This is a genomic window from Curvibacter sp. T50 (assembly GCF_057219955.1).
The window spans coordinates 51,000-65,518 of the sequence record NZ_JBXVVU010000005.1; the positions used below are offsets into that span (position 1 = coordinate 51,000).

The window sequence follows — 14,519 nt, forward strand, 5'->3', positions numbered from 1 at the left end:
AATGCGCCGCTGACAGTCCGTGTAAGCATCGACATAAATAATCCGATACTTATATGAAGTGAGTCATTCCGTGTGCTCGATCCGACCCGGCGGAGGATTACGCACTCAGGCGGCCACCACCTCCACAATTCCTGAGGAGTTCCATCATGCAACAGCCTTCCTCCGTGACCGAATCGGCAGCCGCCGCCCCCCGATCTCAGCGAATCGGTGTCCCCCGCGAGATTTTCCCGGGCGAGAAGCGCGTTGCCACGGTGCCCGAAGCCGTGGCCAAACTGGTCAAGCTGGGTTTTGCCGTGTCGGTGGAGTCAGGCGCGGGCGACGACGCAACCATCAGCGACGACGCCTATCGCGCGGAGGGCGCCACGGTCGTGCCGACCGCTGCCGAGCTGTGGGCGACGTCGGACATCGTGTTCAAGGTCCGTCCGCCCACAGCCGATGAAGTGGGCCTGATGCATGAAGGCCAGACCCTGATCGGCTTCATCTGGCCGGCGCAGAACCCCGCGCTGATGCAGCAGCTGGCCGAACGCAAGGTGACCGCCCTGGCCATCGATTGCCTGCCGCGCACGCTCAGCCGGGCCCAGAAGATGGACGCGCTGACGTCCATGGCCGGCGTCAGCGGTTACCGCGCCGTCATCGAGGCGGCCAATGCGTTCGGCCGCTTCTTCAACGGCCAGATCACGGCGGCGGGCAAGGTGCCGCCGGCCAAGGTGTTCATTGCCGGCGCCGGCGTGGCGGGTCTGGCTGCCATCGGAACCGCCGCCAGCCTGGGTGCGATCGTGCGCGCCAACGACACGCGGGCCGAGGTGGCCGACCAGGTGGTGTCGCTCGGCGGCGAGTTCGTCAAGGTCGACTACGAGGAAGAGGGCTCGGGCGGCGGCGGCTATGCCAAGGTCATGAGCGAGGGCTTCCAGGCGGCGCAGCGGGCCATGTACGCGCAGCAGGCCCGCGAGGTGGACATCATCATCACCACCGCGCTGATTCCGGGCAAACCGGCGCCCAAGCTGATCACCGCCGAGATGGTGCAGTCCATGAAACCCGGCAGCGTGATCGTCGACATGGCGGCCGAGCAGGGCGGCAACTGCGAGCTGACCGTGCCGGGCGAAGCGGTGGTGCGCCACGGGGTGACCATCGTCGGATACACCGATCTCGCCTCGCGCCTGTCCAAACAGTCGTCGACGCTGTACGCCACCAACCTGTTCCGGCTCACCGAGGAGCTGTGCAAGACCAAGGACGGTGTCATCCACGTCAACATGGACGATGACGCCATCCGTGGACTGACTGTCGTCAAGAACGGCGCGGTCACCTGGCCGGCGCCACCGCTGAAACCGGCAGCCACCCCCGCGCCCAAACCCGCTGCCGTCGTGGCCGAGAAAAAGGGCGGTCATGGTCACGGCAGCAGCGGCCCCCTGCCCGCGAAAACGCTGGCCGTCGTTTTTGGTCTCGGTGCGCTGGCGTTCTGGGCTATCGGCGCCTATGCGCCAGCCGCCTTCCTGGGACACTTCACAGTTTTTGTGCTGGCCTGCTTCATCGGCTACATGGTGGTGTGGAACGTCACCCCGGCCCTGCATACGCCGCTGATGAGCGTGACCAACGCCATCTCCAGCATCATCGTCATCGGCGCCCTTGTGCAGATTCTGCCGCCGGAGGCTGGCACCAACGGACGACCCGATCAGCTTATCCAATGGATGGCCTTCGCCGGCATCGTACTCACGGCCATCAACATGTTCGGTGGATTTGCCGTAACCCGCCGCATGCTCGACATGTTCCGCAAATAAACAGACAAGAAAAGAGACGCCTATGACCTCCAGCCTGGCCACGGTCGCCTACATCGGCGCCGCCATTCTTTTCATCCTCAGCCTCGGTGGATTGTCCAATCCCGAGACCTCGCGACGGGGCAACTTCTATGGCATGGTCGGCATGGCGCTGGCGGTCATCGCCACCATCGTCGGCCCCCGCGTAGCTTCGGCCGGTATTGCCTGGATCATCGGCGCGTTGGTGATCGGTGGCGGGATCGGCCTGTACGCGGCCAAGACCGTCAAGATGACCCAGATGCCCGAACTGGTCGCACTGATGCACAGCCTGGTGGGCCTGGCCGCGTGCCTGGTGGGCTTTGCCAGCTACGTCGACACGTCGATCCAGTACACCGGCGCAGAGAAGGTCATTCACGAGGTAGAGATCTACGTCGGCATCCTGATCGGTGCCGTCACGTTCTCCGGTTCACTCATCGCCTTCGGCAAACTCAACGGCAAGATCGGTGGTAAACCGCTGCTTCTGCCTGCGCGCCATTGGTTGAACCTGATCGCGCTGCTGGTGGTGATCTGGTTCGGCGCCGAGTTCGTCCGTGCCGCCAGTGTGGCCGACGGCATGACGCCGCTGATCGTCATGACCGTCATCGCGCTGCTGTTCGGCATCCACATGGTGATGGCGATCGGCGGCGCCGACATGCCGGTGGTGGTGTCCATGCTCAACAGCTACTCCGGCTGGGCGGCGGCGGCCACGGGCTTCATGCTGTCCAACGACCTGCTGATCGTGACCGGCGCGCTGGTGGGCTCGTCCGGCGCCATCCTGTCCTACATCATGTGCAACGCCATGAACCGCAATTTCATCAGTGTGATTGCGGGCGGCTTCGGCTCCGGCGGCGGTGCGCCGGCCGCTTCGGGCGCCGCCGCCGAACCGCAGGGCGAGGTGGTGCCGGTGGGCGCGGCTGAAACGGCCGAGATGCTGCGCGAGGCCAAGAGCGTGATCATCGTGCCCGGCTACGGCATGGCGGTGGCGCAGGCCCAGCACACGGTCTACGAGATCACGAAAACGCTGCGGGAAAAAGGCGTCAACGTGCGCTTTGCCATCCATCCGGTGGCCGGCCGCATGCCCGGCCACATGAACGTGCTGCTGGCCGAGGCCAAGGTGCCCTACGACATCGTGATGGAGATGGACGAGATCAACGAGGACTTCCCGGACGCCGATGTCGCCATGGTCATCGGGGCCAACGACATCGTCAACCCGGCGGCGCAGGACGATCCGGCCAGCCCGATTGCCGGGATGCCGGTCCTGGAGGTCTGGAAAGCCCGCACCTCGATCGTGATGAAGCGCTCCATGGCCTCGGGATACGCGGGCGTCGACAACCCGCTGTTCTACAAAGACAACAACCGCATGCTGTTCGGCGACGCCAAGAAGATGCTGGATGAAGTACTGACGGCGTTGCGGGGCTGACAGGCCCCGGGGGCCAGGACGCCACCGAAGGACATCACCGCCAGGCCGATGGCTCGCCGGCCGGGCAAGGGTACCGCCCGGTCGTCCGATTGGGGGTAGCCCCCTGATTTCACGGTCAGTTTCGCGTCAGAATGGTGGGCATCGACCCACCCTTTCGACTTATCCGGAGCTATTGACCCATGTCCGACCGCATCTGGCTCAAACACTATCCACCGGGCGTACCGGCCGACATCGACACGGCGCAGTTCGGCTCTCTGGTGGACCTGATGGAGGAGAGCTTTCGCAAGTACGCCAGTCGCGCCGCCTACAGCTTCATGGGCAAAGACATTCGGTATGCCCAGGTGGACAGCCTGAGTCAGGCTCTGGGTGTGTACCTGCAGGGGTTGGGCATGGAGCGCGGGGACAGAGTTGCGGTAATGATGCCCAATCTCCCGCAATACCCGATCGCCGTGGCCGCAATCCTGCGCGCCGGCTACGTGGTGGTCAATGTCAACCCGCTGTACACACCGCGCGAGTTGGAACACCAACTGTGTGATTCGGGGGCGCGCACGATCGTCATCATCGAAAACTTTGCCAAGACACTGGAAAGCTGTGTCGCCAGAACACCCGTCAAACATGTGGTCCTGTGCGCCATGGGAGACATGTTGGGACTGCTGAAGGGTTCGATGGTCAATTACGTCGTGCGCAACGTCCGAAAAATGGTTCCCGCTTTCCATCTGCCCGATGCGGTCCGTTTCAATGACGCCGTGGCTCGCGGTACGCGGGGCACCCTGCGAAGGCCGACCATCAAATCCGGCGACATGGCGCTGTTGCAATATACCGGGGGAACCACGGGGGTTTCGAAGGGCGCCATCCTGTTGCACCGCAACCTGGTTGCCAACGTGCTGCAGTCCGAAGCCTGGAACGCACCGGTCATGAAAGACCTGCCGGAGGGCGAACAACCCACGAGTGTCTGCGCGCTACCCCTCTACCATATCTTCGCGTTCACCGTGAACATGATGCTCTCCATGCGCATGGGCGGAAAGAACATCCTCATTCCGAACCCGCGCGACCTGGCTGCCGTGCTCAAGGAACTCAGCCAGCACCGATTCCACAGCTTCCCGGCCGTCAATACCTTGTTCAACGGACTGGCCAATCATCCCGACTTCAACTCGGTCGACTGGAGTCATCTGCGGGTCGCTTTGGGCGGAGGAACGGCGGTACAAGCGCCGGTGGCCCGGTTGTGGCTGGAGAAGACCGGTTGCCCGATCTGCGAAGGATACGGGCTGTCCGAAACCTCACCTTCTGCAACATGCAATCCGGTAACCAATACGGCATTCACAGGCTCCATCGGTTTGCCTCTGCCGTCGACCTGGATCGAACTGCTCGACGACAACGGCGACCCGGTCGCATCGGGTCAGGCGGGCGAGATTGCCATCAAGGGCCCGCAGGTCATGGCGGGCTACTGGCAGCGCCCGGACGAAACGGCCAAAGTCATGACGCCCGACGGATTCTTCAAGACCGGCGATATCGGGATCATGGATGACGAGGGATTCGTGCGTATCGTCGACCGCAAGAAGGACATGATCATCGTCAGCGGCTTCAACGTCTATCCGAACGAGCTGGAAGAAGTCATGGCCGCTTGCCCGGGCGTGATGGAATGTGCAGCCGTCGGTGTGCCGGACGCCAAGACGGGTGAGGCGGTGAAGCTGGTCATCGTTCGCAAGGATGCCGCGCTCACCGAATCGGCGGTGCGGGCCTATTGCCGCGAGAACCTCACGGGCTACAAGCAGCCTCGTACCATCGAATTCAAGGACGAACTGCCGAAAACACCTGTGGGCAAGATCCTGCGCCGTGAATTGCGCGGGCAGCCCGCCGCCTGAGCGCAGAGCCTGCCCTGTCGACACCAACCGCTGTATGTCCCGGATCGCCATTGTGGCCGCCCTGCACGACGAGTTGTCGGCAGTTCTTGACCTGATGCCTGATGAAGAACCGACCCGCGTCGCCGGCCGGGACTTCTGGTGCGGCCATCTGCACGGACACCCCGTGGTGGCCGTGCTGTCGCGAATCGGCAAGGTGGCTGCTGCCACCACCGCCGCAACCCTGATCACCCGCTTTGGCGTCGAGCGCATCCTGTTCACCGGAGTTGCTGGCGGGTTGGCGCCGGGGGTCGCCGTGGGGGATGTGGTGGTTGCCGACCAGTTCGTCCAGCATGATCTGGACGTTTCACCCCTGTTTCCGCGCTATGAAATACCGGGCTACGGCCTCGCGGCACTGCCCGCAGATACCGAGCTGACCGCTGTTCTGCGAGCTGCCGCGGCCACCACACTGGCCACCATACCGCAATGGCTGGCGGCAGAAACCATCGCTGCTTTCGGGCTGCAGAAACCGCGCCTGCACACGGGACTGCTGGTCAGCGGCGACCGGTTTGTCGCGACATCAGCGGAAAGCCAGGCACTACGAGCCGCTTTGCCCGGGGCCCTGGCGGTGGAGATGGAGGGAGCCGCGTTCGCGCAGGTATGCCACGATTTCGCAGTACCCTTCGCGGCGGTGCGGACTGTTTCCGACCGGGCCGATGACAGCGCCCATGTCGATTTTCTGGCTTTCCTGCGCCAGGTCGCCTGTCGTTACAGCGCAAGAATGGTCGCGACAGCGCTAGAAGCACTATGAATAACGTAGCTAAAGATCACCTTTTTGCGATGGGTATCGGCAGTTTTCGTTGAACTTCTGTGGTTTTCGCCCTATTTGAGCCAGCCCCGGCGACGGAAATACCACATCGGCACCAGAGCGCTGGCCACCATGAGTGACAGCGCATAGGGATAACCCCATTTCTGGCTCAATTCGGGCATGTACTGAAAGTTCATGCCATACAAGCTGGCAATCAGCGTAGGCGGCAGCAAGGCCACACTGGCGACCGAGAAGATCTTGATGATCTTGTTCTGGTTGATGTTGATGAAGCCGACCGTCGCATCCATCAGGAAGTTGATTTTGTCGAACAGGAACGCTGTGTGGCTGTCGAGGGAATCGATGTCTCGCAGAATCTGGCGTGCCTCTTCAAACTGCTCGGCGTTGAGCATCTTGCTGCGCATCATGAAGCTGACGGCACGGCGGGTGTCCATGACGTTACGCCGGATGCGGCCGTTCAAGTCTTCCTGTCGGGCGATGGCGCCCAGCACTTCGCCCGCCATTGCGTCGGTCACGTCGCCCGACAACACCTGTTTGCCCGCCTTTTCCAGCTGGTCGTAGATTTCTTCCAGCGTGTCCGCCGAGTATTCCGCATCGGCATCGAACAGCTTGAGCAGCACTTCCTTGGCATCTTCGATCAGGCCGGGCGCGCGACGGGCCCGCATGCGCAGCAGCCGAAAGACCGGCACGTCTTCGTCATGGATGGAAAACAGCACACCGCGGCTTTTCAGATGGTTGTTGTGCTGGTTCAGGATAAATGCGACCCGCACGGTGCGGGGATCGTCTTCGTCGGCGATCAGAAAGTCGCTGCGAATGTGCAGCTCGCCGTTGTCTTCTTCGTAGAACCGGGCCGATTCCTCGATGTCCTCGTCCATCGCGTCTTCCGGGATGGACAGCCCGTAATACTGCTTGATCCAGCGCTTTTCTTCCAATGATGGCGACTCGAGGTCAACCCAGATGGGCTGAAATCGTGACAGCTCCTCCAGAGACTCGATCTCTTCCTGGACAAGCCGCCCGTTGGCGAGGGTAAAGATGTTGAGCATGGCTCGCTCCCGTGGGTTGGACCGCGCTGGCAGCTGGGGCTCTGGCTCCCAACCCCGGCGCCAGCTAGGGAGTTGGAAGCAGCCGACTCGGACTGGGCTCCATCAGAAAGTCTCCTCGAACAACCGGTGATTATCGCACCGGGTCCGACAGAACAGACTGGCAAAAACGCCCGGAAACGCCGGCCGCGCCCCGATGAATTGCTTGACGTTAGTCAAAGCCAAGTCACGGAATCGGTGAAGAATGAACCGCAAACAGCAACCGAGGAGACTGTGCATGTTGCAGGTGCGAATCCATGGCCGGGGCGGTCAGGGTGTGGTGTCGGCCGCCGAGATGCTGTCCATCGCAGCCTTTGAAGAGGGCCGCCATGCCCAAGCCTTCCCGAGCTTCGGCTCCGAGCGGACGGGCGCGCCGGTGGTCGCCTTCTGCCGCATTGACGACAAGGAAATCCGCCTGCGCGAACCCATCATGGAGCCTGATGCCTTGATCATTCAGGATCCGACACTGCTGCATCAGGTCGACTGCTTCGCCGGCCTCAAACCCGACGGCTACATCCTGATCAACACCTCCCGATCCTTCGAAGCACTCGGATTGGGCGGGTTCGTCAAAGGTTGGCATCCGGAACGTCTGTGTACGGTCGCGGCCACCGAATTGGCCATCAAACACGTCGGTCGTCCGGTGCCCAACGTGCCACTTCTGGGCGGGTTCGCTGCGGTGTCCGGGCACATTCGACTTGAATCGGTCGAAAAAGCCATTCGCGCCAAATTTTCGGGCAAGGTCGCCGAAGGCAACATCGCCGCCGCTGCGCAAGCCTACGCCATCGTTCGCGCGGAAATGATGGAGGCTCTGCACCATGCTTAAACAATGCGAAGGTTCCCACGCCGTAGCCGAGGCAGTCGCACTGTGCCGGCCGGAGGTGATTTGCGCCTACCCGATTTCGCCTCAGACGCACATCGTCGAAGGTCTGGGCGAGATGGTGAAATCGGGCGAACTCACCGACTGCGAGTTCATCAACGTCGAATCCGAGTTTGCCGCCATGAGTGTGGCAATCGGTGCGTCGGCAGGCGGCGCCCGTGCCTACACGGCAACCGCTTCACAGGGGTTGCTGTTCATGGCCGAAGCCGTCTACAACGCCTCCGGCCTCGGTCTGCCCATTGTGATGACGGTCGCCAACCGCGCTATCGGTGCGCCGATCAACATCTGGAACGACCATTCCGACTCGCTGTCCCAGCGCGACTGCGGCTGGATTCAACTGTTTGCCGAGACCAACCAGGAGGCGCTGGACCTGCACATCCAGGCCTTCAAGCTGGCCGAAGAGTTGTCGCTGCCCGTGATGGTGTGCATGGATGGCTTCATCCTCACACATGCCTACGAACGTGTCGACATCCCCAGCCAGAATCAGGTCGACGCGTTCCTGCCGGCTTATGAGCCACGACAGGTCCTTGACCCGAACGAGCCTGTCTCGATCGGCGCCATGGTCGGGCCCGAAGCCTTCATGGAGGTGCGCTATCTCGCGCACGCCAAACAGATGCAGGCACTGGAGCGCATTCCCGCACACGCGGCGGAATTCCAGCGCGTGTTCGGCCGTGACTCAGGTGGACTGATCCACACCTACTGCGCCGATGGTGCAGAAACGATCGTGATTGCCATGGGGTCGGTTCTGGGCACTATCAAGGACACTGTCGACGAAATGCGCAAACCGGAAAACGGCGGGCACAAGATTGGTGTGCTCGGCATCACCTGCTTCCGCCCGTTTCCGATCGAGGCCGTTGCGGCCGCCCTGAAGCAGTGCAAGCGATTTGTGGTGCTGGAGAAGAGCCTCGCTGTCGGAATCGGTGGCATTGTCGCAACCAACGTGCGCATGGCAGCAACCGGGATGGGCCTGAGGGGATACACCGTGGTTGCCGGGCTCGGCGGTCGCGCCATCACCATGAAATCACTCACCGCCCTGTTCGACAAAGCCGGACGCGACGAACTGGAGCTGCTGTCTTTCCTGGACCTCGACTGGAAGGCGGTCAACAAGCAACTCGAACGCGAAAAGCAGGTTCGCCGCTCCGGCCCCGTCGCCGAGGCCATGCTCCGTGACTTGGGCGCCGTGGCCGCCCGCAATTACTGATCTGGGGACCACCATGACTGCGATCCAGACCGTCAAGTTTTATCAGACCGGTACCTTCACCGTTGGCAACCGTTTGCTCGCTCCGCATGAGCGCAGCGTGCAAGCGAACATGCAACGCACCAATTCACTCAACTCCGGCCACCGCGCCTGCCAGGGTTGCGGCGAAGCGCTGGGCGCGCGATACGCCATTGATGCGGCGATGAACGCAACCAACCGCCAGTTGATCGCGGCCAATGCCACGGGCTGCCTGGAGGTATTCTCGACACCCTACCCGGAAACCTCCTGGCAGATTCCCTGGATCCATTCACTGTTCGGCAATGCGGCGGCCGTTGCCACCGGCCTGGCAGCCGCCGTGAAGGTGAAACGGCGCAAGGGCGAACTCAAGGACGACGTGCGCGTCGTTGCGCAAGGCGGGGACGGCGGCACCACCGACATCGGGTTCGGTTGCCTGTCCGGAATGTTCGAGCGCAACGATGACGTGCTCTACATTTGCTACGACAACGAAGCCTACATGAACACCGGCGTGCAGCGCAGTTCGGCCACACCGGGAGGAGCTCGCACCGCCACCACCATGCCCTTGGGTCCCGAGCCGGGAAACGCCTTTGGCCAAGGCAAGTTCGTACCTGCGATTGCCATGGCCCACGAAGTTCCTTACGTCGCCACGGCAACGGTCGCGGACCTGCGCGACCTGGAGTCCAAGGTCAGGAAGGCCATGTCAATTCGCGGCGCCCGATACATCCATATCCTGGTTCCGTGCCCACTTGGCTGGGGCAGCGCATCGCACGACACCATTCGACTCGCGCGCCTGGCCAGAGAAACCGGGCTGTTCCCCGTCTTCGAGGCCGAGTTCGGCGAGCAAACCTCCGCGCTGGCCATACGACACCGGACTCCTGTGGAGGAATACCTGCGCCCGCAAAAGCGGTTTGCCCACCTGTTCGGACAGACCCCGGCGGCAGAAACCATTGCGCGCATTCAGGCGCAGGCCGACAAGAACATCCGCCGCTACCGCCTTCTCGAAGGGATGTGAATCATGGACAAGCCCTTTGCCATCACGCTCGACCCGGGCTCCTCCCTGGCGAACCATACAGGTTCATGGCGGACCAGCCGTCCCGTCTACTTCGACCGCCTGCCACCTTGCAATAACCAATGCCCCGCCGGCGAAGACATTCAGGGCTGGCTGTATCACGCCGAATCCGGAGACTACGAAGCGGCGTGGCGGCACCTGACCCGAGACAACCCGTTCCCCGCGATCATGGGTCGGGTCTGCTATCACACCTGCGAAACGGCCTGCAACCGGAGCAAGCTCGACGAAGCGGTGGGAATCAACGCCGTCGAGCGTTTCCTCGGCGATGAAGCGATCCGGCGGGACTGGAAATTCGCTTCGCCTGCCATCGAGACTGGCCGGCACGTGCTGGTTGTCGGTGCCGGTCCTTCCGGCATGTCGGCGGCCTACCATCTGCGCCGCCTCGGGCATACCGTCACGGTCACAGAGGCCGGCCCGTTGATGGGCGGCATGATGCGTTTCGGCATTCCCAAGTACCGGCTACCGCGTGCGGCACTGGACGCCGAAATGCAGCGCATCGTCGAAATGGGCGTAACCGTAAAGCTCAACACGAAGGTCGACAACATTCTCGCCACCATGAGATCGGGTGGATACGATGCCGCATTTCTTGCCGTCGGTGCGCACATCGGCAAGCGTGCGATGATCCCCTCGGGTGATGCCGCGCGAATCGTCGACGCGGTATCCGTGTTGCGATCGATGGAAGGCGCGGAAAAGCCACTGCTTGGCCGCCGCGTGGTGGTATACGGCGGGGGCAACACCGCGATTGATGTGGCGCGGTCGGTCAAGCGCATGGGAGCCGAGCCGATCATCGTCTACCGCCGCACGCGCGACAAGGCACCGGCACACGATTTCGAAATAGAAGAGGCCCTGCAAGAAGGGGTGATGGTGAAATGGCTCTCGACCATCAAGCAGGCTGGCGAGACGTCAATCACGATCGAAAAGATGGCGCTTGATGACAAAGGCTTCCCGCAGCCCACCGGCGAATTGGAAACACTTGAAGCGGACTCCGTGGTACTGGCACTCGGACAGGAGGTTGACCTGGGGCTGCTTGACGGCGTCCCGGGCCTTGAAGTCACCGACGGCGTAGTCCGGGTGGGGCCGGACCTGATGACCGGCCACCCCGGTTTGTTTGCTGGTGGCGACATGGTCCCTGCCGAGCGCAATGTCACGGTCGCGGTAGGTCACGGAAAGAAAGCAGCGCGCCATATTGACGCCTGGCTGCGTGGCGAGGCGGTTACCGCGCCAATAAAACACGCGATTGCCGAGTTCGAAAAACTTAACCCTTGGTACTACCTGGACGCGCCCAAGACGGTGCGCCCCGTGCTTGACATCATTCGCCGCCAGTCCTCTTTCGAAGAAGTGCAGGGCGGACTCGACGAAGGCAACGCGCTGTTTGAAGCCCGCCGCTGCCTCAGTTGTGGCAACTGCTTCGAGTGCGACAACTGCTACGGCGTCTGTCCGGACAACGCGGTCATCAAACTGGGTCCCGGCAAGCGCTTTCAGTTCAACTACGACTACTGCAAGGGCTGCGGCGTCTGTGTTTCCGAATGCCCTTGCGGTGCGATCGACATGATCCCCGAAGACCTGTAAACCCAACCCCAAAGACCATGACCGCTTCGAACCCTTTTGTCTATTTGTTCAGTGCCTCGCGAACCGATGGTGCTGCCGCCCTGAAGAACCTGCTGGGGGGCAAGGGCGCCAACCTGGCGGAAATGTGTCGCCTGGGCATCCCCGTTCCACCGGGGTTCACCATCACCACCGAAGCCTGCACGGTCTATACCAGGGAAGGGGCGGACGCTGTTCGCGCCCTGATTGAAACCGGTGTCCGCGACGGGGTTCGAGCCATTGAAGCAGAAATGGGAAAACGCTTTGCCGACAGCACTGACCCGCTACTGCTCTCGGTACGTTCCGGTGCACGTGCATCGATGCCCGGCATGATGGATACCATTCTCAATCTGGGACTGAACGATGAAGCGGTTCTGGGACTTGCCCAACGCTCCGGCAACGAACGTTTTGCCTGGGACTCGTACCGACGCTTCGTGCAGATGTACGGCGACGTGGTGATGGGCCTGAAGCCTGCTTCCAAAGAGGACCATGATCCGTTTGAAGTGATCATCGACAACATCAAGGAACAGCGGGGCGTCAAGCTCGACACCGATCTGGATGCCAGTGACCTCAGGGAGCTGGTCGCCCGGTTCAAAGCCCTGATTCGGGCAAGGACCGGGCAGGAGTTCCCGTCGGACCCATGGCAACAGTTGTGGGGCTCGGTGCTGGCGGTATTCGAAAGCTGGAATAACGACCGTGCCCGTGTCTACCGGGAGCTCAACGACATTCCGGAATCCTGGGGCACGGCGGTCAACGTACAGGCCATGGTATTTGGAAATCTCGGCGAGACCAGCGCAACGGGCGTAGCGTTCACCCGCGATGCCGGCACTGGCGAGGATGTTTTCAATGGCGAATTCCTCGTCAACGCACAGGGCGAGGATGTTGTTGCCGGCATACGAACACCCCAACAGGTCACTTTGCTGGGCTCGCGCCGATGGGCGGAACTCGCCCGGGTTGACGAGCCCGAAAGACTGGCGCTCTACCCTTCGCTGGAAGAGCTGATGCCAGCCATCTACGCCCAGTTGCTGGATGCGGAAACCAAACTGGAGAATCACTTCACGGACATGCAGGACCTGGAGTTCACCATTCAGGAGGGCCGTTTGTGGATGCTGCAGACACGAAACGGCAAACGAACCGGAACGGCCATGGTACGTATTGCGATGGAGATGCTCCAGCAAGGCATGATTGATGAGCGAACGGCCTTGCTCAGGGTGGTGCCCGACCGGCTGAATGACTTGTTGCATCCCGTGTTTGACCCGGAGGCAATACGCGCCGCGCGGGTCATTGCGCGCGGACTGCCCGCGTCACCTGGGGCTGCCAGTGGCCAGATCGTGTTTTTTGCCGATGAGGCCGACGCCTGGGCTTCCGAGGGCAAAGACGTGATCCTGGTGCGACAGGAAACGTCGCCGGAGGACCTGCGCGGCATGAACGCAGCACGCGGCATCCTGACAGCGCGTGGAGGCATGACGTCTCACGCGGCGGTCGTGGCGCGCGGCATGGGCAAGTGTTGCGTCTCGGGAGCGGGCAGTATCCACGTGGACTACCACGCACGCACGATGACAGTCGATGGCGAGCAATTCGCCGAAGGCGACTGGATTTCGATCAACGGCTCGACCGGAGAGGTCATGGCCGGCCCGATTGCAACCCGGGCCGCCGAGCTCACCGGCGATTTCGGGCGGCTGATGGCTTTGTCCGACCGCTATCGCCGCCTGGAAGTGCGCGCAAACGCTGACACTCCGGCTGACGCCGCTGTTGCACGGCGTTTTGGTGCCACAGGGATCGGACTGTGCCGCACGGAACATATGTTCTTCGAAGGCGACCGGATCGCTGCGGTACGCGAAATGATCCTGGCGGAGGACGAAACAGGCCGACGCAAGGCACTGGCCCGGCTATTGCCGATGCAGCGCGGGGATTTTCTTGGGCTGTTCCAGGCGATGGACGGGCTCCCCGTGATCATCCGCCTGCTGGATCCGCCGCTGCACGAGTTTCTTCCTCAGGATGAGGCCGGGCAACGTGCAATGGCCAGCCAGATGCGTGTTTCAGCCGGTCGCATCCGGATGCGAGTTGAAGAACTGCACGAAGTCAACCCGATGATGGGCCATCGAGGCTGCCGTTTGGGAATCACTTATCCCGAAATTACCGAGATGCAGATCCGGGCCATCCTCGAAGCAGCGCTTGATGCGCGTAGCCGGGGTCATGAGGTCAAGGCAGAAATCATGATCCCCCTGGTGGGCAGTGTTCGTGAGTTTCAAGCCCAAGCCACCGTTGTCAGGCGTGTCGCCCGTCAGGTTTTCAGCGAACGCGGTAGCGAGATCGGCTTCGCGCTGGGAACCATGATCGAAACCCCCCGAGGTGCACTAGTTGCCGACAGCATCGGGACCCAGGCGGCATTTTTCTCGTTCGGTACCAACGATCTGACCCAGATGACCATGGGATTTTCCCGCGACGACGCTGGCAAGTTTCTGCCCGACTACCTTCACCAGGGCATCTACGAACACGATCCGTTTCGCTCGATCGACCAGAAAGGCGTCGGGCAACTGGTCGAAATGGCGGTTCGAAAGGGCAAGGCTGCCAATCCGTCGCTGGAAATGGGCGTCTGCGGCGAACACGGCGGTGACCCGGAATCGATCGGCTTTTTCCATCGGGTCGGACTGGACTACGTCAGCTGTTCGCCCTATCGGGTTCCGATTGCCCGCCTGGCAGCGGCACAGGCAGCTTTGCAGCCGTAAGCATTTGCGGGCACGGACGGGACCGGGTGAATTCCCGCGCCAGGCGGGCCGCCCGGGCCTCGTTCGACGCCGCAATTAATGCCGTTCTGAA

The 14,519-nt window shown here is 62.1% G+C and carries 10 protein-coding genes; 9 read left to right on the forward strand and 1 reads right to left on the reverse strand.

Annotated elements, in window-relative coordinates; translation table 11 throughout:
* The first annotated feature begins 146 nt into the window (after positions 1 to 146).
* From AC2EBU_RS14960 to AC2EBU_RS14975, 4 genes are all read left to right on the forward strand, one after another.
* On the forward strand, positions 147 to 1,775 hold the full coding sequence (locus AC2EBU_RS14960; protein ID WP_484611243.1) for a Re/Si-specific NAD(P)(+) transhydrogenase subunit alpha: 1,629 nt from the start codon (positions 147 to 149) through the stop codon (positions 1,773 to 1,775).
* 22 nt (positions 1,776 to 1,797) lie between these two features.
* Entirely contained in the window at positions 1,798 to 3,210 is a 1,413-nt protein-coding gene (gene pntB / locus AC2EBU_RS14965; protein ID WP_484611244.1) for a Re/Si-specific NAD(P)(+) transhydrogenase subunit beta, read from the forward strand.
* A 179-nt stretch (positions 3,211 to 3,389) separates the two neighbouring features.
* A complete protein-coding gene (locus tag AC2EBU_RS14970; protein WP_484611245.1) occupies positions 3,390 to 5,072 on the forward strand; it encodes a long-chain-fatty-acid--CoA ligase in 1,683 nt (560 codons plus the stop codon).
* 34 nt (positions 5,073 to 5,106) lie between these two features.
* A complete protein-coding gene (locus tag AC2EBU_RS14975; RefSeq protein ID WP_484611246.1) occupies positions 5,107 to 5,859 on the forward strand; it encodes a 5'-methylthioadenosine/adenosylhomocysteine nucleosidase in 753 nt (250 codons plus the stop codon).
* Between the two features lie 71 nt (positions 5,860 to 5,930).
* On the opposite strand, the gene corA is transcribed toward AC2EBU_RS14975, so the two are convergent.
* The gene (corA, locus tag AC2EBU_RS14980; RefSeq protein WP_484611247.1) at positions 5,931 to 6,917 is read right to left on the reverse strand and encodes a magnesium/cobalt transporter CorA; all 987 of its coding nucleotides are present in this window, start codon (positions 6,915 to 6,917) and stop codon (positions 5,931 to 5,933) included.
* A 274-nt stretch (positions 6,918 to 7,191) separates the two neighbouring features.
* Between corA and AC2EBU_RS14985 the strand changes: the two genes are divergently transcribed.
* Genes AC2EBU_RS14985 through ppdK form a run of 5 tightly spaced genes read left to right on the forward strand, consistent with a single transcriptional unit; the run spans position 7,192 to position 14,428 of the window.
* On the forward strand, positions 7,192 to 7,776 hold the full coding sequence (locus tag AC2EBU_RS14985; protein WP_484611248.1) for a 2-oxoacid:acceptor oxidoreductase family protein: 585 nt from the start codon (positions 7,192 to 7,194) through the stop codon (positions 7,774 to 7,776).
* Positions 7,769 to 9,031: a pyruvate ferredoxin oxidoreductase gene (porA, locus tag AC2EBU_RS14990; RefSeq protein ID WP_484611249.1), complete on the forward strand. Its 1,263-nt coding sequence runs from the start codon at positions 7,769 to 7,771 to the stop codon at positions 9,029 to 9,031. Before AC2EBU_RS14985 ends, porA begins: the two co-directional genes overlap by 8 nt.
* Positions 9,032 to 9,044: 13 nt before the next feature.
* Positions 9,045 to 10,058, forward strand: a complete 1,014-nt coding sequence (locus AC2EBU_RS14995) for a thiamine pyrophosphate-dependent enzyme (protein WP_484611250.1) — start codon at positions 9,045 to 9,047, stop codon at positions 10,056 to 10,058.
* A gap of 3 nt (positions 10,059 to 10,061) precedes the next feature.
* A complete protein-coding gene (locus AC2EBU_RS15000) occupies positions 10,062 to 11,684 on the forward strand; it encodes an NAD(P)-binding protein (RefSeq protein WP_484611251.1) in 1,623 nt (540 codons plus the stop codon).
* A 17-nt stretch (positions 11,685 to 11,701) separates the two neighbouring features.
* On the forward strand, positions 11,702 to 14,428 hold the full coding sequence (gene ppdK, locus AC2EBU_RS15005) for a pyruvate, phosphate dikinase (protein ID WP_484611252.1): 2,727 nt from the start codon (positions 11,702 to 11,704) through the stop codon (positions 14,426 to 14,428).
* Positions 14,429 to 14,519 lie beyond the last annotated feature (91 nt).

Excerpts from the sequence above, each read along its gene's own strand:
- ppdK (WP_484611252.1), top strand. The coding sequence starts at position 11,702 with ATGACCGCTTCGAACCCTTTTGTCTATTTGTTCAGTGCCTCGCGAACC.
- pntB (WP_484611244.1), top strand. The coding sequence starts at position 1,798 with ATGACCTCCAGCCTGGCCACGGTCGCCTACATCGGCGCCGCCATTCTT.
- porA (WP_484611249.1), top strand. The coding sequence starts at position 7,769 with ATGCTTAAACAATGCGAAGGTTCCCACGCCGTAGCCGAGGCAGTCGCA.
- AC2EBU_RS14960 (WP_484611243.1), top strand. The coding sequence starts at position 147 with ATGCAACAGCCTTCCTCCGTGACCGAATCGGCAGCCGCCGCCCCCCGA.
- AC2EBU_RS15000 (WP_484611251.1), top strand. The coding sequence starts at position 10,062 with ATGGACAAGCCCTTTGCCATCACGCTCGACCCGGGCTCCTCCCTGGCG.
- AC2EBU_RS14995 (WP_484611250.1), top strand. The coding sequence starts at position 9,045 with ATGACTGCGATCCAGACCGTCAAGTTTTATCAGACCGGTACCTTCACC.
- AC2EBU_RS14985 (WP_484611248.1), top strand. The coding sequence starts at position 7,192 with ATGTTGCAGGTGCGAATCCATGGCCGGGGCGGTCAGGGTGTGGTGTCG.
- AC2EBU_RS14970 (WP_484611245.1), top strand. The coding sequence starts at position 3,390 with ATGTCCGACCGCATCTGGCTCAAACACTATCCACCGGGCGTACCGGCC.
- AC2EBU_RS14975 (WP_484611246.1), top strand. The coding sequence starts at position 5,107 with ATGTCCCGGATCGCCATTGTGGCCGCCCTGCACGACGAGTTGTCGGCA.
- corA (WP_484611247.1), bottom strand. The coding sequence starts at position 6,917 with ATGCTCAACATCTTTACCCTCGCCAACGGGCGGCTTGTCCAGGAAGAG.